This is a genomic window from Microvirga vignae (genome assembly GCF_001017175.1).
GTDB lineage: Bacteria > Pseudomonadota > Alphaproteobacteria > Rhizobiales > Beijerinckiaceae > Microvirga > Microvirga vignae.
The window spans coordinates 102,693-122,323 of record NZ_LCYG01000023.1; the positions used below are offsets into that span (position 1 = coordinate 102,693).

General features: G+C 63.6%; 17 protein-coding genes and 1 pseudogene. 12 read left to right on the forward strand and 6 right to left on the reverse strand.

The genetic code is table 11. From position 1 onward, the window contains the following. Positions 1 to 41: 41 nt before the first annotated feature. Together lon and AA309_RS10995 are read right to left on the reverse strand one after the other, a co-directional pair. Complete coding sequence (lon, locus tag AA309_RS10990) at positions 42 to 2,453, reverse strand: endopeptidase La (RefSeq protein ID WP_047189059.1); 2,412 nt, start codon at positions 2,451 to 2,453, stop codon at positions 42 to 44. A 12-nt stretch (positions 2,454 to 2,465) separates the two neighbouring features. After that, positions 2,466 to 2,870: an Hsp20/alpha crystallin family protein gene (locus AA309_RS10995; protein WP_150117493.1), complete on the reverse strand. Its 405-nt coding sequence runs from the start codon at positions 2,868 to 2,870 to the stop codon at positions 2,466 to 2,468. 297 nt (positions 2,871 to 3,167) lie between these two features. Here AA309_RS10995 and AA309_RS11000 point away from each other — a divergent pair, with 297 nt between their 5' ends. From AA309_RS11000 to AA309_RS11040, 9 genes and pseudogenes are all read left to right on the forward strand, one after another. Further along, positions 3,168 to 3,431, forward strand: coding sequence for a hypothetical protein (locus AA309_RS11000; protein ID WP_150117494.1), 264 nt, complete (start codon positions 3,168 to 3,170; stop codon positions 3,429 to 3,431). 39 nt (positions 3,432 to 3,470) lie between these two features. After that, positions 3,471 to 3,716, forward strand: coding sequence for a hypothetical protein (locus AA309_RS11005; protein WP_047189062.1), 246 nt, complete (start codon positions 3,471 to 3,473; stop codon positions 3,714 to 3,716). A 226-nt stretch (positions 3,717 to 3,942) separates the two neighbouring features. Then, on the forward strand, positions 3,943 to 6,813 hold the full coding sequence (locus AA309_RS11010) for an ATP-dependent Clp protease ATP-binding subunit (RefSeq protein WP_047189063.1): 2,871 nt from the start codon (positions 3,943 to 3,945) through the stop codon (positions 6,811 to 6,813). Positions 6,814 to 6,961: 148 nt separating this feature from the next. Next, on the forward strand, positions 6,962 to 7,507 hold the full coding sequence (locus tag AA309_RS33010; RefSeq protein WP_084731087.1) for an ETC complex I subunit: 546 nt from the start codon (positions 6,962 to 6,964) through the stop codon (positions 7,505 to 7,507). Positions 7,508 to 7,612: 105 nt separating this feature from the next. Continuing rightward, complete coding sequence (locus tag AA309_RS11020) at positions 7,613 to 8,230, forward strand: DUF1269 domain-containing protein (protein ID WP_084731089.1); 618 nt, start codon at positions 7,613 to 7,615, stop codon at positions 8,228 to 8,230. A 38-nt stretch (positions 8,231 to 8,268) separates the two neighbouring features. Continuing rightward, positions 8,269 to 8,714, forward strand: a pseudogene (locus AA309_RS11025) (TCP-1/cpn60 chaperonin family protein); the annotation flags it as partial. 116 nt (positions 8,715 to 8,830) lie between these two features. Further along, positions 8,831 to 9,448: an Hsp20/alpha crystallin family protein gene (locus tag AA309_RS11030; protein ID WP_047189065.1), complete on the forward strand. Its 618-nt coding sequence runs from the start codon at positions 8,831 to 8,833 to the stop codon at positions 9,446 to 9,448. Between the two features lie 79 nt (positions 9,449 to 9,527). Beyond that, positions 9,528 to 10,043 (forward strand): phosphate-starvation-inducible PsiE family protein, encoded by a 516-nt coding sequence (locus AA309_RS11035; protein ID WP_047189066.1) that lies wholly within the window; start codon positions 9,528 to 9,530, stop codon positions 10,041 to 10,043. 73 nt (positions 10,044 to 10,116) lie between these two features. Then, a complete protein-coding gene (locus AA309_RS11040) occupies positions 10,117 to 11,823 on the forward strand; it encodes an FAD-dependent oxidoreductase (RefSeq protein ID WP_047189067.1) in 1,707 nt (568 codons plus the stop codon). Positions 11,824 to 11,893: 70 nt separating this feature from the next. On the opposite strand, the gene AA309_RS11045 is transcribed toward AA309_RS11040, so the two are convergent. Both AA309_RS11045 and AA309_RS11050 read right to left on the reverse strand, forming a co-directional pair. Next, positions 11,894 to 12,520 carry a hypothetical protein gene (locus AA309_RS11045; RefSeq protein ID WP_150117495.1) on the reverse strand — a complete coding sequence of 209 codons (627 nt, stop codon included), beginning with the start codon at positions 12,518 to 12,520 and terminating at the stop codon, positions 11,894 to 11,896. 192 nt (positions 12,521 to 12,712) lie between these two features. Continuing rightward, positions 12,713 to 13,672: an AraC-like ligand-binding domain-containing protein gene (locus tag AA309_RS11050; protein ID WP_052954630.1), complete on the reverse strand. Its 960-nt coding sequence runs from the start codon at positions 13,670 to 13,672 to the stop codon at positions 12,713 to 12,715. A gap of 204 nt (positions 13,673 to 13,876) precedes the next feature. On the opposite strand from AA309_RS11050, the gene AA309_RS11055 reads away from it, so the two are divergent. From AA309_RS11055 to AA309_RS11065, 3 genes are all read left to right on the forward strand, one after another. Next, entirely contained in the window at positions 13,877 to 14,128 is a 252-nt protein-coding gene (locus AA309_RS11055; protein ID WP_047189069.1) for a DUF6894 family protein, read from the forward strand. A gap of 164 nt (positions 14,129 to 14,292) precedes the next feature. After that, positions 14,293 to 14,622, forward strand: coding sequence for a hypothetical protein (locus AA309_RS34195; RefSeq protein ID WP_150117496.1), 330 nt, complete (start codon positions 14,293 to 14,295; stop codon positions 14,620 to 14,622). A gap of 143 nt (positions 14,623 to 14,765) precedes the next feature. Further along, positions 14,766 to 17,120: a putative bifunctional diguanylate cyclase/phosphodiesterase gene (locus AA309_RS11065; RefSeq protein ID WP_052954631.1), complete on the forward strand. Its 2,355-nt coding sequence runs from the start codon at positions 14,766 to 14,768 to the stop codon at positions 17,118 to 17,120. A gap of 486 nt (positions 17,121 to 17,606) precedes the next feature. On the opposite strand, the gene AA309_RS11070 is transcribed toward AA309_RS11065, so the two are convergent. Beyond that, the gene (locus AA309_RS11070; RefSeq protein ID WP_047189071.1) at positions 17,607 to 18,176 is read right to left on the reverse strand and encodes a hypothetical protein; all 570 of its coding nucleotides are present in this window, start codon (positions 18,174 to 18,176) and stop codon (positions 17,607 to 17,609) included. A gap of 431 nt (positions 18,177 to 18,607) precedes the next feature. Further along, positions 18,608 to 19,120 (reverse strand): DUF2267 domain-containing protein, encoded by a 513-nt coding sequence (locus AA309_RS11075; protein ID WP_084731091.1) that lies wholly within the window; start codon positions 19,118 to 19,120, stop codon positions 18,608 to 18,610. Positions 19,121 to 19,631: the final 511 nt, after the last annotated feature.

Genomic DNA, 19,631 nt, shown 5'->3' on the forward strand with positions numbered 1-19,631 from the left:
GCGTCAACAAAGGTGGGTGCCGGATGTCCGGCAAGACACGGCTACTCGGCGGCATCCGGCACATTCGTCGGCTTGTCCTCCAGGGCGGCCGCGATGGCTTCGTCGACCCGCTCCAGCCAAATGAACTCAAGTCGGGCCCGCGTATCCTCGGGGATGTCCTCGAAGTCGCGCCGGTTGCGGGCCGGGAGCACCACCCGGGTGAGCCCCGCCCGCGCGGCCGCCGTGACCTTTTCCTTGATCCCGCCCACCGGCAGGACAAGCCCGCGCAGGCTGATCTCCCCCGTCATGGCCGTGTCGCTGCGCACCGTCCGGCCCGTCAGAAGCGAGACCAGCGCCGTGAACATGGCCACGCCCGCGCTTGGGCCATCCTTCGGAGTGGCTCCCGCGGGAACGTGGATGTGGATGTCGCTCTTCTCGAACAGGGTGGGATCGATGCCGAATGAAGCGGCGCGGCTCTTCACCAGGGTCATCGCCGCCTGTGCGCTCTCACGCATAACATCGCCGAGCTGCCCCGTGAGGATAAGGCCGCCCTTGCCTGGCGCGCGGCTGGCCTCAATGAACAGGATGTCGCCGCCCACCGGCGTCCACGCCAATCCTGTCGCGACCCCTGGCACGCTGGTGCGCATCGCCACCTCGTCCTCAAAGCGGGCCGAACCGAGGATTGCGGCGAGATCCCCGGCATCGATGCGCACGTGCTCGGCGCTGCCCTCGACGATTCGCACGGCAGCGTGGCGCAGTGCCCGGCCGATCTCGCGCTCCAGGTTCCGGACGCCGGCTTCGCGGGTGTAATCCCGGATGATCCGGCGCAGGGCCTCGTCGCTGATCTCGGCCTGCTCGGCCTTAAGCCCGTTCGCCTCCAGCTGGCGCCGAACCAGGTAGCGCCGGGCAATCTGAAGCTTCTCGTCCTCGGTGTAGCCAGCCAGGGTGATGATCTCCATGCGGTCGCGCAGGGGACCCGGAATGGTGTCGAGCATGTTGGCGGTGGCGATGAACACCACGCGCGAGAGGTCGAATGGAACGCCCAGATAGTTGTCGCGGAAGGTGGCGTTCTGCTCCGGATCGAGCACCTCCAGCATGGCCGCGGAGGGATCGCCCTGGACGCCGCGTCCCATCTTGTCGATCTCGTCCAGCATCATCACGCAATCGCGCGCCCCAGCCTTCCTGATCGCCTGGATGATGTTGCCCGGCAGAGCGCCCACATAGGTCCGCCGATGGCCGCGGATCTCCGCCTCGTCGTGGACGCCGCCGAGGCTGACCCGCACGAAGGGCCGCCCCATGGCGCGGGCAATCGACTGCCCAAGGGAAGTCTTACCGACGCCGGGCGGGCCAGCAAAGCACAGGATCGGGGCCTTGCCGTTCGGGGCGAGCTTACGCACGGCGAGGTACTCGATGATGCGTTGCTTGATTTTTTCGAGCCCGAAATGGTCCTCGTCGAGAATGCGGCGCGCCTGCGCGATATCGATGGGTTTCTCCTCGGGCAGGGCCCAGGGCAGTTCGACGAGCCAATCGAGGTAGGTCCGGATCATCCCGGCCTCCATGGCGCCTTCCGGCATGCGCTCGTAGCGGTGCAGCTCGCGGCGGGCCTGCTCCTCAACCTCCGGCGGCATGGTGGCTTTCGCAATCTTCTCGGTGAGTTCCTGGACCTCCTGGGCGCGCCCGTCGCCCTCGCCCAGCTGGCGCTGGATCGCCGCCATCTGCTCGCGCAGGATCACCTCGCGCTGGCGTTCGTCGAGGGTGGCCCGGGTCTGACGGCCGATCTCCTGCGTCAAGCGCAGGACCTCGATCCGTTCGGCCAGCAGGCGGGAGACCTTGTCGAGCCGCGCGGTGAGATCAATGGTTTCCAGAAGCTCCTGCCTCTGGTCAGCACTGACATCGAGATAAGCCGCAACGAGGTCTGCCAAAGTCCCAGGCGTAGCGGCGGCCTGCACGGTCCCGACAAGCTCCTGTGGCACCTGCGGCAGGAGCTGCAGCGCCTCAAGTGCCTGCTGCCGGAGGTGAAGAAAGCGGGCCTCGATGTCCGGTGTCAGCATCCCCGGCTCCTCGATCCGGAGAACCCGCGCCACGATAAACGGCCGCTCCTTCACGAACTCGGTGACCCGGAAGCGCTGCTCGCCCTGGAGGACGACATGGTGCGTGCCGTCGGGCGCGTTCACGTAGCGCAGGATGTTGGCGATGGTGCCGGTTCTGTGCAGATCAACCGCGGCCGGGTCGGCCGCCTCCGCGTCCCGCTGCATCAGGAGGCCGATCTGACGCTCCTCCCTCACCGCCTGCTGGGCCGCGGCGATGGAGCGCTCACGGCCGAGCGCAATGGGGAACACGGTTCCCGGAAACAGGACCGTGTTGCGCACGGATACGATGAGAAGGCCATCCGGTGGAAGGGCGTTCGCGGAGCCGTCCAAACCAGGGCTTGTGCCTTCCTCGGCCGCGCGCGGGAGACCATGTGAAGCGATCATGACGGGTGCTCCTCAGGGCGCTTTGCGGAGGCTGATAACCAGGCACCCGTCTCCGGCGGCACGCCGGACGGCATCATAGTGGCCTGGCGGCAGGGGAATGCGCCGCTCGAATCGGCCCTGCGGCAGCTCCAGCCGGTGGATCACGGCGGTGCGCAGTTGCGGCGGCAGGACGCGGCGGCCGGCGACCACGAGGGTTCCGTCCTCGATCACCGTCTCGACCTGGTCCGGCGCCACTCCGGGCAGAGCGATGAGGATGAGAACCTCCTGCTCGGTTTCAATCACGTCGACGGGGGGTTCCCAAGCTGCGCGGCGCGTCGCCGAGGGCGGTTGGAACATCTGCCGGTGCAGGCGCTCGGCGCGTGCAAGGGCCTCAATCGCTTCCGAGAGCATCCAGTCCGCCGGATCCCGCATGGCCACGCGTGCCTCAGCTTGTGGTTCGAGCCCGAAGCCTGTTTTTCCGCGTCTGCGTCAAGGACGCTCCGGGGACAACACCGATTGGAACATGCAACTATGTCAATGCGCCGGCAGCCCATTTGGTTCTTGATTGCGAAACGCATCAACCCAAATCGATGTCACGGGCACGCTTCCGATGGTGGCGTTCGCCTTGATGGCCAACCGGTCCGGCATCAGGATTCAACATCGATGGACCGGTCGATGAGAGATGATGTCGGTGTTGCTCCGGCAGAGCTGACAGCGGACCGGAAGGAGAGCACCATGCAGACCAACAAACCGAGACCCGATGACATCGACCCGGTGGACGAAGCCAGCTTGGAGTCGTTTCCCGCCAGCGATCCGCCGGCCTGGAACGGGACGCATCCCGGCCCTGTCGACGTCTCAGCCCTTCTTCACCGCACGAAGGAGGCGCGGTCGGTCTGGAACCATGCCCTTGAGGAGGCGGCCCAACTGGCGGACGGGACGGACCTGGGCTTGTCCTCACGGATACGGTCCCTGAAGCACGCCGAGCCAGATGACGGCTGACGCGTTGCCCGCGACCTTTGGCCAGGAGGATTCGAACCCATGAGCCTCAGCGAGATCGCCTGCGAGATCCTGGACCTGTTTCGCGAGACCCATCGGCGGCCTGGCGCCCGGATCACGATTGCCACCCTCGATCACCGCTTCGGCACGGATCCCGCGGTCGCGGTGGCCATCGCGGAACTGAGGGACGCAGGCTTTCTCATCACCCCTGACGCCGAGACGGTCGAACTGACTACCAAGGGCTTTGATGCGACCCAGGGCGGTAGTTACCATCCGGAGGACGACTGACCACCGGCATCGGCTGCTCTGTGATGTAAGGGTGGGCTGCTGGAGGTCGGCCCGCGCGTTTGGCTCGCCGCCACGTACCTTTCCTCAGTAATCGACCGGTATGCGTATCGGCTCCCGCAACTGCTACCCTCCACGAATCGCGCCGAAGCGGCGTGCTGCGGCGAGCGTCTGCTGAAACGACAGAACGCCCGCCCGGGGCACGGGACAGCCAGCATGGAGGCATGCCATGGCGGACGGATTGTGTGACATCTGTGGAGTCCGGCCTGCGACCGTTCGGGCGCAGGTGGTCAGCAACGGCCAGCGCCAGACCATGGAGCTCTGTGACGTCGATTACCGGCGTTTGGCGAGGCAGCAGCGGCCGAGTTCGCCGCTGGAGTCCCTCTTCGGCGGGCGCGGCAGCCTGTTCGACGACTTCTTCGGCGGCGATTTCTTCGGCGAGAGCCCGCGCAGCAGCGCAGGGAGACTTACCGATGAGCCTTCCGACACGGGGGATAGCGGCGGCACGCCCGTTCCGGTCCGGTCCGGGCGTGGACGCGCCCGCGGCCGCGGCGCGGCAGCAGGCGTGGCGGACCGTCTTAGCGAGCATGCTGAGGAGATCCTCCAATCGGCCGCCCGGCGGGCTGCCGAATTCGGCCGCCGCGAGGTCGACACCGAACATCTCCTGCTCGTTCTGACCGAAAGTGACGTCGTCCGCACCATCCTCGACCAGTTCAAGGTCTCGCTCGATGACCTGCGCAACCAGATCGTCCAGGAAAGCCCCCGGGGCGATTTTAATCCGGAGGAAGGCGGCGAGATCGGGGTCTCACCCCGGGTCAAGAGCGCCCTCTCGCGCGCCTTCTCGGTCTCCGGCGAGTTCGGCCACTCCTATGTCGGCCCCGAGCACCTGCTCATCGGCTTGGCCGAGGAGGGGGAAGGCATCGGACCCGATGTCCTGAACCGCTACGGCCTCACGCCGCAGGCCATCCGCCAACAGGTCACCAAGGTGGTCGGCCGCGGTGCCGAGGAAGGGCGGGTTGACACGCCCACCAACACCCCCAACCTCGACAAGTACTCGCGCGATCTCACCAAGCTCGCCCGCGAGGGCAAGCTCGATCCGGTGATCGGCCGCGCCAAGGAGATCGAGACCACCATCGAGGTGCTGGCCCGGCGCAAGAAGAACAACCCGGTCCTCATCGGCGAGCCGGGCGTCGGCAAGACCGCCATCGTCGAAGGCCTCGCCCAGCGCATCGTTGCCGGCGAAGTGCCGGAGAGCCTGCGCGATAAGCGCCTCGTTGAACTCTCGATCAACTCCATGGTGGCCGGCTCCAAGTACCGGGGCGAGTTCGAGGAGCGCGTCCAGCAGATTCTCAAAGAGGTCACCGAGCGCGAGGACGAGCTGGTCCTGTTCATCGACGAGATCCACACCATCGTGGGCGCAGGTCAGGGCGGCGGCGAAGGCGGGCTCGACATCGCCAACGTGTTCAAGCCGGCGCTCGCCCGCGGCGAGCTCAACCTGATCGGCGCGACGACGCTGAACGAGTATCAGAAGCACATCGAGAAGGATGCCGCCCTGGAGCGCCGTTTCCAGCCGGTGTTTGTGCCCGAGCCGACGGTCGCCCAGACCATCATGATCCTGCGCGGCCTGCGCGATACCCTCGAAGCGCACCACAAGGTCACGATCACAGACGAGGCCATCATCGCGGCGGCGGAGCTGTCCGACCGCTACATCACAGGCCGCTTCCTGCCCGACAAGGCCATTGACCTGATCGACCAGGCCGCCGCCCGGGTGAAGATCTCGGCTACCGCCCGGCCCGTGGACGTGCAGGAAATGGAGGCCGAGGTGCGCCAGCTCAAGCGCGAGCAGGATTACGCCTCCTCCCGCAAGCACTTCGACCGCGCCTCGGAAATCCAGGCCCGGCACGATGCCCGCAACAAGGACCTCCTGGACGCGACCGAACGTTGGCGCCGGGAACGCGGCTCGGCCTCGACGGAGGTGCGCACCGAGCATATCGCACAGGTGGTGTCCAAGCTCACCGGCGTGCCCGTCAACGAACTCACGACCGAGGAGCGCCAGCGCCTCGTGAAGATGGAAGAGCGCCTTCATCAACGCGTGATTGGTCAGGAGGAGGCGGTCAGGGCCGTCAGCGACGCCGTGCGTCTGGCGCGCGCTGGCCTGCGGGAGGGGCGCCGACCCATCGCGACCTTCCTGTTCCTCGGCCCCACCGGCGTCGGCAAAACGGAGCTGGCGAAGGCTCTTGCTGAAACCGTCTTCGGCGAGGAGGACGCGATGATCCGCCTCGACATGTCGGAGTACATGGAGCGCCACGCGGTCGCCCGCCTCATCGGCGCGCCTCCCGGCTACGTCGGTTATGAGGAGGGCGGGCAGCTGACCGAGCGTGTGCGCCGGCGCCCCTACTCCGTCGTGCTGCTGGATGAGATCGAAAAGGCCCACCCGGACGTCTACAACGTGCTGCTGCAGGTGTTCGACGACGGGCGGCTTACCGACGGCAAGGGTCGCGTCGTGGACTTCACCAACACGATCCTGATTGCCACGTCAAACTTGGGTTCCGACATCATCCAGCGCCACCTCAACCTGCGCGGCACGGCCGAAGACGATCAGGCCCGTCTCAAGCGCGAGTTGATGGATGTGCTGCGCGGCCATTTCAGGCCGGAGTTCATCAACCGGATCGACGAGATCATTGTCTTCCATGCCCTGGCGCGGAGCGAGATCCGCTCCATCGTCGAGCTCCAGCTGGAGCGGGTGAAACGCACCGCCCATGGCCAAGGCGTCGAGCTTGATATCGACGGCAGCCTTGTCGACCACTTGGCGGCCGCCGGATTCCGGCCGGAGTTCGGAGCCCGCGAGCTGCGGCGTCTCATTCGCTCCGAGCTGGAGACCCAGCTTGCCCGCGCGATGCTGGCAAACGAGGTTCAGGAAGGTGACCGGGTGCTCGCGCGCTGGGACGGAGACCAGCAGAGGGTAGTACTGGAGCCCCAGCCCAAGGCAGAGGGTGCCACAAAGGCCACAGGCGCGACGGATGACCACCGCAATGCGGTCGAGCTAGACCGGGAAGCCCAGCGCGGGGCCGGCGACGACAGCAGGACGGCCGCCGAGTGAGGACCTCGGCTGCCAGGCGACACGTCCGGAGGACATCGCATGCCATTTCGCATCTTGGGATCGACACTCCGGGCCGGGGTGCTCACGGGTGCCCTTGTCATGGCCACCTTTGGAAGCTGATCCAGGTTCGAATGTAAGGACTGGAGCCATGACAGCGCAAAGAGACCCGGTGGATCGCCGACACAACCAAGGGTGGGCTCCTGCCCTCCTGCCCGGCTCCAACACGGAGGCCGGTTCATTGCCGCCCGCCCGCATCCATCGGCTAGGCCGCTCCGTGACATCATCCGCACCCGCCCGGACAGGATGGGTGCTGGAATTTGAGCGCAGCTCGGCCCCATACATCGAGCCGCTCATGGGCTGGACCGGAGGCGACGATCCGTTCGCCCAAATCCGATTGAACTTCCCGGACCTGCAAAGCGCTATCGTCTTTGCCGAGCGGCACGGCTGGCCCTACCGCGTCGAGGATCCGCCGCCACAACGGACGCACCTTCTGTCCTACGCCGACCGGTTCAGGTACGACCTCGCGAGCGCCATTCGGCGCGCCTCGCCGTCTGTGGAGCCTGTTGCCGGCGAGCCGACCCGCCGACAGATCAACCGGATCGCCGGGGTGGGGACTGACGGCGGTGAGGATCGTCAGCCATCATTGCCCATCCACACCGACAAGGACAGGAGAGCTACGCTCCAACATCATTGAAGGGACCGCCCTTGAGCCACTCTCCACCTCGGATCCACCTCATGGACAGGAGCCTCCATCGGGCGGGACGGACCACTCGGCTCCTGAGCGACGTGGAGGAAGAGCATGGCTGAACTCATCGTGGTTGGCTTCGATGACCCCGACGAAGCGGATCGTGCCCTGAGCGAACTGGCGCGCCTGCAGAAGGAGTATCTGATTGACCTGGAGGACGCGGTGGTCGCGATCCGCGGCCCTGACGGCAAGCTGCGGCTGAAGCAGAGCGTCGATCTGGTTGGCGTCGGCGCCGCATCTGGAAGCCTGTGGGGCGCCATGTGGGGCTCGCTCGTCGGCCTGCTGTTCCTGAACCCTCTGCTCGGGCTTGCGACGGGGGCCGCCCTGGGCGCCGGCGCGGGGGCGCTGTCCGGGAAACTGGCGGACTACGGCATAGACGACGACTTCATCCGCTCGATAGGCGAGACGCTCCAGCCCAACACGTCGGCCCTCTTCGTGCTGCTCCGCAAGGTGCAACCGGAGAAGGTGCTGGACGAGCTGAAGCGCTTCCGCGGACGTGTCCTGCGCTCCTCCCTTTCGCCCGAGCAGGAGGCCCGGCTCCAGGCCGCTCTGTCGGGCTCCAACGTCTCCATGCCTGGCACCACCAGCACCACGCCGGAAGCCACCAGTCCAGCCCCCAGCGACACCAGCGCCACCCCGAGCACCGCCCCTGCCAAAGGAGCCGCATCATGACCTTCCGCCCGCTCCATGGCCGCGTTGTGGTGCGCCTGGTCGAGGCCGAGGAGAAGAAGAACCGCGTCCACCACGCCATGCACGACACCAAGGCCGCCGCGGAAGAGGGCGTTGTGCCTGGCGGCATCGCCCTGCTCCACGCCAAGGCCGCGGTGGCCAGGCTCAAGACCGACAACCCGGACATGAAAGCTGGCATCAAGATCGTGCAGCGGGCGCTGGAGGCTCCGATCCGCCAGATCGGCGAGAATGAGGGCGTGGAAGGCTCCATCGTGGTCGGCAAGATCAGTGACAACGGGCCCCAACCTTCGGGTTTGATGCGCAGGTTGAGGAGTACGGCGATCTCGTCCAGGCCGGCCCCTTCGATCCGGCGAAGGTCGTTCGCACTCCGCGGCAGGACGCCGCTTCCGTGGCCAGCCTCCTGATCACCACCGAGGCCATGGTGGCCGAGCTGCCGAAGAAGGAGTCAGCTCCGGCCATGCCCGGCGCATGGCCGGCAAGGACTTCCAGGTTCCCGGGAGGGAATGTTTCAGAGGCCGATGTCCTGAGAACCGAGCGTGTTGGAGCAAACCGAAGGAATGCCCCATCGAAAGGAGACACCTCATGGCACGCAATCCCCTGACCCCGTTTGGCTCCGGTTTTGGCACTCCGGGGGGAAGCGACCCCTTCCTCTCGCTCCATCGCGAGATGAACCGCCTGTTCGACGATGTCCTGCGCGGCACAGGCCTGCCCGCCGCGGCGGGTAACCAAGGCCAGGGCAGGGTCGGCAACTTCGTCAATGCCAGCATGAACGTGTCGGAGACGGAGAACGAGGTCCGCATCACGGCGGAACTGCCCGGCGTCACCGAGCAGGACATCGACGTCAGTCTCGAAGACGACATGCTCACGATTCGGGGCGAGAAGAAGTTCGAGCGCACGGACGACAAAGAAAACTTCCACTTCGTCGAACGGTCCTACGGCACCTTCCAGCGCTCGCTGCGGTTGCCCTACCCGGTGGATCCGGAGCGGGTGCAGGCAAGCTTCGAGAACGGCGTGCTCACCGTGACCGTGCCGAAGACCGGGCAACAGGAGCGCTCGCGCCGCATCCAGGTGCAGGGCCGCAGCTCGGGTGGCCAGGCTTCTCAGGGCGGTCAGGGCGCGTCAGGCGGCACCGGTGGTGGAGGCCGCCGAGGCGGACAAGGTAGCGCACCGGGCAGCACGCCCGGCGGCGCAAGCACCTGAGTCTGGCAGATCACACATGAGGCAGCCATCGGGCGAGGGAGACCACCCCCGGACCGAGCGAGACGATCCCCGCTCCACGATGGGAACTGGCCGGGCCCCGAAGGCCATGGGCCGCGCCCTGCGCGAGACCCGTGAGGCCTGGCCCGGCCTGAGCACCTACGAGCGTTTCGAGCAGGTCGTTTCGCTCGTGCTGACCAGCCTCATCGGGCTGGTGATCGCGGCCGCAGTGATCCACCTGAGCTTCCGCATCCTCATGCTGGTGCTGTCTGGACTTCTCGACCCGACGGAGACGGGCGTGTTCCAGGCGGTCTTCGGCATGATCTTCACGGTGCTGATCGCCCTGGAGTTCAACCATTCGATCATCAGCGTCCTTCATCGCAAGGAAAGCATCGTGCAGGTGCGCACCGTGGTGCTGATCGCCCTCCTGGCGCTGGTGCGCAAATTCATCATCCTGGATGCGAGCAAGACCGACCCGCTCACCATCGTCGGGCTGGCCGCGGCAATCCTGGCACTCGGCTCGGTCCATTGGCTCGTGCGCGACCAGGACAGGAAGGATGCCACCAAGCAGGATCAGCCCCGAGGGACTGCCGACTAGGCCGGAGCAGCTCCAGAATTTCAGTGCGGCCACCCGGCCCGATCATCTCATACTGTGAGAAGTAAGGTTTCCCATGGCCGCCATTGATCCCCGCGACGAGCAGATGTTTCCGAAATTTGGGACCGCGGACATCGGCCGCCTGCGCCGCTTCGGTGAGGTCCGACGTCATGCGGCAGGTGTGCCGCTCTTTGTCACCGGCGATGTTGCCCCGGGCATGTTCGTCCTCATCAATGGCTCGGTCAGGGTCACCCAACGTGACCCATGGGGGCGTCTGTCCCCCATCGTTGAACTGGGACCCGGCGACTTCGTCGCCGAGGTGGGGCAGTTGTCAGGCCGGCCAGCGCTGGTCGATGTTCATGCCATCGTCGATGTGGAGGCGCTGCTCATCCCGCCCGAAAACCTGCGGGCCTTGATGATTGCCGAACCCGCACTGGGCGACAGGATCATGCGGGCGCTCATTCTCAGGCGCGTTGTGCTGATCGAGACGGGCGCAGGCGGCCCGGTCCTGATCGGTCATGAAACCGATCCCGACGTGGTCCGTCTGCAAGGCTTCATGGTCCGCAACGGCTATCCATGCCAGGTGCTCGATCCCGCCCGCGACCGTGACGCGGCGACCCTCATCGAGCGCTACACGCCGGATCCGAAGGATCGGCCTCTCGCCGTTTGTCCCAGGGGAATGATTCTGAAAAATCCGTCCGAGCGCGATCTGGCGCAGGCACTCGGCTTGGTGCCCATCGATGCTCCGGATCGAACCTATGACGTCGTGATCGTCGGCGCGGGGCCTGCCGGTCTCTCGGCGGCAGTTTACGCTGCGTCGGAGGGGTTGTCTGTCATTGTCCTGGATGCGGTCGCCTTTGGCGGCCAGGCGGGCGAGAGCGCCCGAATCGAGAACTATCTGGGGTTTCCAACCGGCATCCCCGGCCGCGAGCTCGCGGCGCGGGCTTTCGTCCAGGCGCAGAAATTTGGTGCCGAGATGGTGATCCCGGCCGAAGCCGTCGGCCTCGATTGCTCGCAAATGCCGTATGGGATTCAACTCGCTGACGGCCGGCGGGTCAAAGGCTCCACGGTGGTCGTGGCCTCGGGCGCCCACTATCGGCGGCCTGACATTCCTCGCCTGCGGGAGTTCGAGGGGCGCGGCGTGTGGTATTGGGCCTCGCCCATCGAAGCGCGCCTGTGCCGGAACGAGGAGGTTGCCCTTGTGGGCGGCGGCAACTCTGCCGGGCAAGCGGCGGTGTTTCTAAGGGACTTTGCCGCGAAGGTGTGGATGTTGGTCCGTGGACCCAATCTCGCTGAGAGCATGTCGCAATACCTGATTGACAGGATTGCGGCTGCGGACAATATCGAAGTGCTGACCGAAACCGAGATCACCGTCCTCTCGGGTTCGCCCGAAGGGCAACTTGAGTGCATCCGGTGGCGCAACCGCGTCACCGGCGCGGAGACGGAGAAGCCAATCCGCAACGTTTTCATCTTCATCGGCGCAGATCCGGCAACGGGCTGGCTCAAGGGCTGCGGCGTGGGCTTGGACGCCAACGGCTTCGTTCGCACAGGTGCGGCTCTCCCGGCCACCGGCATGATGGAAAAAAGCGGTCCAAGACGCCCCTTTCCGCTGGAAGCGGAAGTCGCCAATGTGTTCGCGGTCGGTGATGTTCGGGCGGGATCAGTTAAGCGCGTCGGTGCCGCAATTGGTGAGGGAGCGGCGGCGGTAGCTCAGATCCACACCGTTCTCTCAAATGCATCTGTGCCGCCGCCTGCGGCAAGGGAGCGGAGAGCGCGAAGCTGATGAACGCCAGCTTGCCCCAGCTAATCACACAGGCACACTTGCCGGGCCCTTGTGAATATGTCCAAAGGCCTCAAACGAGACCATTGCGGCGCGTTTTATGGCGCTCCTCGATCAGGGGACGGCAAGTCTGCTCGATGGCCTTCACCGCCAGATCAAGCCGCCTCCTGAGAGTGTCACCGTCCCCTTCGCCCCAGCCAATCGCCGCTTCCCATTGGTTGCGCCTCGCTTTCTCCGAGCCCGTCGGCTCCTGGCCGTAGGTGCGGATCAGGTTGTGGGCCGAGTCGATGACCTCGCTGTGAATGGCCCGGATCTCCTCGAAGGGCCGGGCGGCCTCCTCCCCAAAATAGGCCATGAAGCGGTACCGACTCGCTTGGAGCTCGGAAAACACTTGGCTCTCCTTGGTCAGGCGGTCGACGGGCGTGAAGATCTCGCCCAGTTCAAGCTCCTCGTCCGGTCCCGCTCCGGGTCGATCATCCTCCCCACCGTCGTTGTCATCCGAAGCGGGAAAGCGCGCCCATGTTAGGATGTCCCTGGCCCGGTAGAACCCCGCTAGCACCTCCTCGGCGAGCTCAGTCTTGCGCCGGCCGACCATCTCGGTCCGCCAGGCATTGAGCCCGCGGACGCCGGCCCAACCGGCGACGACGGCTGCTAGGCCTGTCATGAGATTGGCCAGCGCCGAGATCCAGTCAGGCGACAAGATCGCCTCCGTCAGGGACGAGAAAGAGGTGGCTCCGAAGCCGCTTCGGCGCGACACCTCCAGTTGCCCCAGAGCTAGATGGCGTGGGATGGGAGCCGGGCAAGCCGCCAGACTGCCGGAGACCGCGAAAGCAACAACGTCACAGGACGGTCTGCCGGCCTCTTCTGAGTGAAGCACCAGCTTGCAAAAGAATCACTTTTGCTTCTTGAGCCTGCGGAATTCACTTGGGAGAACACCGTACGCCGTTTTGAAACGGCGGCCGAAGTGGGTCATGTCCGAAAAGCCCCAGCCGGCTGCAATCTCAGTCACGGTTCGATGGGCCTGGAGCGGGTCCTTGAGAGCTCTGTGGCAGCGGTCCAGCCGTCGGGACTGGATGAGGCGCGCAATCGATGTCCCCTCTTGAGCAAGGAGCGCGTTCGCGTACCGCACGCTCACGCCGGCGGCGGCGGCAACTATTTCGGCATCGAGCCGGGGATCGGCGAGACGCGCCTCTATGGCGGTACGCACATTCATCAGGGCCGATGCCTTGGCCGACGAGAGATACGGCCTTGGCCTCTCCTGCATCTTTGCCAGCGAAATGGCCACCAAGTCGAGCGTCTGGTCTTTAACCGTCTCCGTAGCTGCCTTGCCTAATTTACCCGCGTAATCCGGCAGCATCGCCAAGAACCCTGAGGCCAGGCTGTGTTCCGCCTCGATTGGTTTCATGGATCGAATGATCATATCTGCTGTTTTGCCGACACGCGCCTCCAAGGCTCGTCTAGGTGTCTTAAGAACCAGCAACTTCGCGCCCGTGGAAAACGATCCTTCATAGGGCAAGAGCGGGTCGAGCAGCGTCAGATCGCCGGCCTCCATGACAACCTCGCGGCCAGCCTGCTCCAACACGAGTTGCCCTGACATCAAGCGGCAGACAAAAAGCTCATCCGTCCGCATCTGATCACAATGGCGCCGCGTGTGAAAGACCTTCATGGGCGAGCTCTCGAAACGGACAAGCCCAAGCTCCGCCAGGGAACCCGATTGCATTTCGGCTTGGAAGCTGTAGCGGCACTCGGGCTTGGAGTCATGGGCGATGAGATTTCTGCACGCAACGCTGTGCCAATAATCAAATCGGTCGCGCGGGTGAACTGCGTTCGTCGAGAACAGCGTTTCCATCATCTAAATCCCAGCGTCGTGTTGAATTGGCCGAGAGGTTGTTCCTGTCCAGCCGATCCTTGCAGTGCGCCCACAAGTATAAGCCAACGCTGCTATCATCCTACACCAAGGGTAAGTTGAAAAGCCATGAATAGCCGCAGTTTCACCCTTTTCGATCCGTCTCCCCGTGCCGTCATGAAACATAGAACCTTGTGAATCGATCCACCCATGTCTTCCCGTTACTATTTCAATCTGACCGACGGGAATCAGATTATCTGTGACGACGAGGGTCTCCAGCTCGCAGACATCAATACAGCCGTCGGCTATGCCACCAAGGCGATCGAGGAACTCAGGGCAGAGGCCCCGTCGCCTTCGGAAGAGTGGCTCGGCTGGAGAATGGAGATCACCAACGGCACCGGTGAGGTGGTCTGGGTGATTCCCTTGGAACCATGGCCCTTGAGGGCGTGCTCTTTGCATTAGAAGAGCCGCCCTCACTCCCGTGCGGTATCAAGGGCGTCTCGGATGCCCCTGCTTTCAACTTGCTGGTTGCTACAGAGACATACTGCTCAATCAGGCTCCGAAAACTTAAGGCGCCAGGCTGCCAAAGCTCAGGCCCCAAAGCAATATCCAGTCAGCAATACGATATGAAAAGAATCGCTTTGGCTCTTTCGGCAGCCCCTATCCTAGGAGCGTGTACTGATAATGGGCAGTCTTATTATTTGGAGTCTCTCCACTTAGAAAAAGACTACGTCGCCTGCAAAAGCCGCGACCTCATCAAATTGATTGCCCGCAACTATGGAAAGCCCAAGGAGTTCGATGAACTCGTAAGGATGGGCTTGGAAGACAAAAACTGCCGTGTATTTAGAGCTGGAGAGAAGGTTATGGTTTCCATCAACAAACAGTTTGGACGAATAGAAACAATCAATGATCATGCTTCCGGAGAACATTACGCTACATTTGACCCGGTTGATTAGAATTTTCCGTCTGAATTATCGGGCTATTCTGGTTCCAGTGAACTAAGCCCCGCAACGGAGGCGTAATACTCATCAGATTTCACCGAAGATGCTGCTGGGAATGCCTTTTCGACACTGCTCCTAACCTTCCGGTCAACAAAGTAATGGCCCTTGATCCCCGCACCTTAGGCGCTGCATTCGTGCTGCTTTCGGCCATGCTCGGAGTGCTTTTGCTCTTCGCTTGGATGCATAACCGGAAGGTCCATTCGCTGGCATGGTGGGGGGCCACCTTCAGCCTGTTTGCTATCGGGATTGGTATGGCAAACCTCGGACGAGGGGCACCGGGCTATTTCGCGTTGCTCGTTGCGAATGCTTTGGTGGCGCTCGCCTATGGCGTTCTGTACGCGGGCTGCCGGACCTTCAATGTCCGCACAAGCTGGCCTTCCGCCATCATCTGTGGCGCTGTCGCCTGGATTGCTGTTTTCCCCATCATTCACGAGACGGCAAATGCCAGGCTTCTGCTTCTGTCGCTGATTGCCGGCGGGTACGCGGCCCTGTCTGCCTGGGAGCTTTGGAGGCATGCTCCGCAGCGTCTGACGTCACAAAAGGTGGCCGTCATCCTTCTGTTCGCCTTGGCTGCCTTCAATCTCGTTCGCGGACTGCTTGGGCCGAAACTGACCTCGATCGTCTGGATAGATGCGTTTGCCAACAGATGGTCAGCGGAGATGGCGCTGGTGCTGGTGGTCTATGCCCCTGCCCTGGCCTTTGTCTTCCTGTCCATGGCCAAGGAGCGCATCGAGTTCGACTACAAGAAGGCTGAACAGGCCTTGCGCGAGAGCGAGGAGCATTACCGCTATTTGGTCGAGCTGAGTCCCCATATCCCCTGGGCTGCCGACTCACACGGACACATTATTGATGCATCCACACGGTGGTTCGAGCTGACGGGCACGCCTGTAGAAGAGGCGCTTGGTTCGGGTTGGATCAGGTTGCTCCATCCCGACGACTTCGTGCATGCGCGGCAACGATGGCAACATTCCGTAGCGACCGGCGAGCCTTTTGATACGGAATACCGGGTACGCCGGGCCGAGGGGAGTTATCGCTGGTTCCGGGCCCGGGCGGCCGCCCGGCACAACCCGGACGGAACTGTGCTTCGCTGGTATGGAACCCTGGAGGACATCCACGACAGGAAACTCGCGGAGGAGCATCTCCGCTGGGTAGCCTATCACGACGATCTGACTGGATTGCCCAACCGCAGGCTCTTTCGGGAGCGCCTCCAGCAAGCGCTCGACCATGCCGATCGGACGGGAGATCAGGTCGGCCTGCTGATCCTAGATCTGGATGATTTCAAGCAGATCAACGACCGGTTTGGGCACGATGCCGGTGACAGGCTTCTGAGAGCATTTGGCGAACGGCTGGCTCGCCTCGTGCCTCCGGGGTCCACCGTTACCCGCTTAGGCGGCGACGAGTTCGCCGTCATCGTAACCGACATCGGCGGCGAGGCGGAGGTCGCGGCGACGGCCGGAGCCATTCAGACCGGCATGCTGGAACCTCTCAGGCTCAGCACCGGAGCACAAGAGTGCCGCACCAGCATCGGAGGCGCTGTCTCCGGCGGACCTAGTACCAGTGCGGAAGACTTACTGAAACGGGCAGATCTGGCGCTCTATAGCTGTAAGGTGGCGGGACCTGGCGCAGCCATGATGTTCAGACCGGTCATGCGCGAAGAGGCCCAGAAAACCGCGTCGGCTATGGAAGTCGCCCGCAAAGCGCTGGCGCTCGACTGGATCGTGCCGTTCTACCAGCCGAAGGTGGCGCTGGGGTCGGGCGCCCTGGTCGGTTTCGAAGCGCTCCTGCGCTGGCACCACCCTCGCCTGGGCCTCCAAACTCCCGAGACGCTGGCACCCGCCTTCGGCGACACGGAGCTCGGCACGGCGATAGGCGAGCACATGCTCTCTCGTGTGCTCGCCGACATGCGCCGCTGGCTCGATGCGGGGCTCGATTGCAGGCGGATTGCGATCAATGCCTCGCCCGCCGAGTTCCGCCGCGACACCTATGCCGAACGGGTACTCGAGCTTCTCCACCAGGCAGATGTGCCACCGCGCTATCTTGAGGTTGAGGTGATCGAAAGTGTGCTCCTCGACCGCAGCGCCGCGAATGTCGAACGGACGCTCCGCACCTTGAGCACAGCAGGCGTGACAATTGCATTGGACGACTTCGGCACGGGCTATGCCTCGCTTACACATCTCAAGCGGTTTCCGGTAGACGTGATCAAGATTGACCGCTCATTCATCAGCGACATGGAGAGCGATGCGGACAATGCCGCGATTGTCCAAGCGGTGCAAAGCCTCGGTCACAATCTCGGCATCGCGGTGGTGGCTGAAGGGGTGGAGAACGCTGCCCAAGCATCGCTCCTGCGATTGTCTGGCTGTGATGTCGGGCAAGGCTATCACTTCGGACGCCCCATGCCTGCCAGAGACATCCCGCAGTTCGTCGCTGCATGGACGCCCGGTACTCTCCCTTAGAGCCGCCGGCATGCGCGGATGCACCGATTGCGGTGCATTGCTGGGCACCATGTCGGCCTTGTGCAGCCTGAGCAGCCCCCGCTCCTCGCCAGCCGGACAATGGGGGATCCTCCTCAGGTAGATGAAGACCTGCTCGCTTGTGGATCTCGCGGGCAATCTGCTTGATTGTTTTACCGCGCACGAAGAGCTCGCGCCGGATCCGTGCAATCGTGTCCGCGCCCTTCATCCCCTGCCACCCATCCTGACCCAGGACAGGCAGCTTGCGTGCCTGACAGCCGCAGGGGTCAATTTGGGGTACGCCGAAACACAATCTCGTTCCAGGACATGCCGTGGGCGCGGTCCTTGACCCTTCCGATCACTAATTCCACCGTATCGTGAGCACAGATTCAGAGGATGGTGAGCAGCCGTTTCAGGTGATCTTGAGCGCCTTTCACGAGCACTGGGACGCTTCGGCCGACAATCCCCTCTGGTCTTCGCCCCAGAATGCTATCTGGTTTCCCGAAGAACGCGGGAGCCGACGCGGTTGTCCACCGGCCTCACCATCTCCATTGGGTCCCCGCGGGTCGGCGCCTTCGCCACGTTGTCGGCAACAAGCTTTAGCTGCTGATACCAGTCCAACAGGTTGATCAAAGGATGCTGGTTCACGATCGCGGCCATGTCGCCGGAAATGGTTGTCTTGCCGGCGAGCCGGAACTGGCGCGCCAGCCGCTCCGCCGTGTCGAACAGGTGCTCGTGCCCTTTCCTGGTTCCGAAAATCGCGGCGACTTCCTTGAAGAGCTGACGCCTGCGGCGGGAGCGCTCCTCAGGCGCCAGGGGCCAATCGTCATAGTAGCCTTGCTCGATCCGTTTCCGAACCTCCCAATAGAGACCAAGCCTTGGCTCAGTGGGGGCGAGCCCGTAGATGTTGTACGGGTTGGCGCCGAGAACGCTGGTGCCGGACGGGAAATCATACTGGACAGCGGCGACGAACTCGGCCTCCTCGCGCGTGCCAGCTTCAACGACTACCGACGACGTACCGCAGTTCTTCGGCAGGAGAAAGTGGACACGGAATTCCAACCTGGTCTCCACACGTGTGAGCACAGCTTCAAAACCAGACTTCGTTCGCCCCTTTGCCACCGTCTGCCGCTCCGATCCTGCCGCCCATGGATTGGCGGCGGCAAGCCGGCGGCGCGGCAGGATGCAAGGTCATGAGAAGATGCCGCTGCGACGCCCCTTTACGCCAGGACGAGCACCTTGTTGAGCGAGTCTCCTTCCGTGTCTCCCGACCAATCGCAGAGTCCTAGTGATCACTCTGCGACGGCTCCAGGCCTGCGGAACCCTGACCACAGTGTCTCTCAGCCGGATGATTGGGAGTTTCCTCTCCGACCAGGTGTTCTCTCCGGGGCCCGCATTCTCGCCCGCTCGGCCATAGGTCGTGATCCGCCGCATCTCGGTTGAGCCACTCTGCTTTCACGGGAATACCTACTAGGAGCTCCTGTATTGAGCCGTCATGTCCGCAGCTTCGCGGCCTGCTCGGGCTGCGCCGTGGCAGGCTGTAGCAGTGTCGGATCGTAATTCTGTTCTCCCAGACTGCGATCATGGGTCCAAAGCGCTCGGACATCCTCGGGAAGAGCATCCCGCACTTTTCCAAGCTGACCTTCCGGAACATGATGAGACAGCACACTGAATACGGCTTGTGCGGCATCGCGAGGATTGACGGGCCGAACGGGCCCAATGTTCTCGGCAACACGCGTGAGGAACTCGTCTTCGGAGCGATAGCGCTCGGGTTGCACCTCGGGCCGCCATTGATCGTAGTAGATTCCGCGCACTAAAATCGGCAGTTCTGCTCCGAGATGGACGGCGAGCTCCAGCGGAATACGATCGCGCACGGCTCGCAGCACCCCACCCAGCACATGCCAGGCAACCTGCTTGTCGGGCCCCACGAACTCAGTGATCTCGTTCAGCCAGAGATGGGTGATCTGAAGGGTCTTGTCGAAGACATCGAGTCCGTTCGCACTCATGATGAACCTTCCCTGTTCAAATAATCGCGGGCAGTAAAACGCCCTGATCTGTGAGGGCCCCGCCGGCATAGAACTGAATGACAAGCGCCGGGATGACGTTCCTACGGGCTGTCCCTGAGGAAGCACCCGGTCTGCCCAGAAGGTCGTCTCCAGTCCAGGGGCCGGAACAAGATCAGCACTCAAACGATGGGGTGGATGGCTCCCGCTCCCAACGGTGCCAAGATGAGCCCGTTTAAGGTGGACGAGAGGGAGCGGAGATTATGGGAGAGATCACAACAGTTGGCTTGGACTGTAAATCGGCTTGGAAACATTGACCCCTGTCAGAACGAGCGCAACCTGTAGAGGATGCGAAACAAGCGCCAACAACAGAAGGGTCACAGTCGGCGCCGGTCGCGACCCTCCCGATCTGAGCAAAAACCTAAAGCAGCTCAGAAGTTTAGACCGAGCAAGAGATGGGGTCTCGGTTCCAGGCCGAATTACATGTAGCCACCACCTCAGGTGCCGTTTTGGC

What these genes read in the sequence shown, in the direction of transcription:
- lon (WP_047189059.1), bottom strand. Translation starts at nt 2,453, where the DNA reads ATGATCGCTTCACATGGTCTCCCGCGCGCGGCCGAGGAAGGCACAAGC.
- AA309_RS11000 (WP_150117494.1), top strand. Translation starts at nt 3,168, where the DNA reads ATGCAGACCAACAAACCGAGACCCGATGACATCGACCCGGTGGACGAA.
- AA309_RS11005 (WP_047189062.1), top strand. Translation starts at nt 3,471, where the DNA reads ATGAGCCTCAGCGAGATCGCCTGCGAGATCCTGGACCTGTTTCGCGAG.
- AA309_RS11010 (WP_047189063.1), top strand. Translation starts at nt 3,943, where the DNA reads ATGGCGGACGGATTGTGTGACATCTGTGGAGTCCGGCCTGCGACCGTT.
- AA309_RS33010 (WP_084731087.1), top strand. Translation starts at nt 6,962, where the DNA reads ATGACAGCGCAAAGAGACCCGGTGGATCGCCGACACAACCAAGGGTGG.
- AA309_RS11020 (WP_084731089.1), top strand. Translation starts at nt 7,613, where the DNA reads ATGGCTGAACTCATCGTGGTTGGCTTCGATGACCCCGACGAAGCGGAT.
- AA309_RS11030 (WP_047189065.1), top strand. Translation starts at nt 8,831, where the DNA reads ATGGCACGCAATCCCCTGACCCCGTTTGGCTCCGGTTTTGGCACTCCG.
- AA309_RS11035 (WP_047189066.1), top strand. Translation starts at nt 9,528, where the DNA reads ATGGGAACTGGCCGGGCCCCGAAGGCCATGGGCCGCGCCCTGCGCGAG.
- AA309_RS11040 (WP_047189067.1), top strand. Translation starts at nt 10,117, where the DNA reads ATGGCCGCCATTGATCCCCGCGACGAGCAGATGTTTCCGAAATTTGGG.
- AA309_RS11050 (WP_052954630.1), bottom strand. Translation starts at nt 13,672, where the DNA reads ATGATGGAAACGCTGTTCTCGACGAACGCAGTTCACCCGCGCGACCGA.
- AA309_RS11055 (WP_047189069.1), top strand. Translation starts at nt 13,877, where the DNA reads ATGTCTTCCCGTTACTATTTCAATCTGACCGACGGGAATCAGATTATC.
- AA309_RS34195 (WP_150117496.1), top strand. Translation starts at nt 14,293, where the DNA reads ATGAAAAGAATCGCTTTGGCTCTTTCGGCAGCCCCTATCCTAGGAGCG.
- AA309_RS11065 (WP_052954631.1), top strand. Translation starts at nt 14,766, where the DNA reads ATGGCCCTTGATCCCCGCACCTTAGGCGCTGCATTCGTGCTGCTTTCG.
- AA309_RS11075 (WP_084731091.1), bottom strand. Translation starts at nt 19,120, where the DNA reads ATGAGTGCGAACGGACTCGATGTCTTCGACAAGACCCTTCAGATCACC.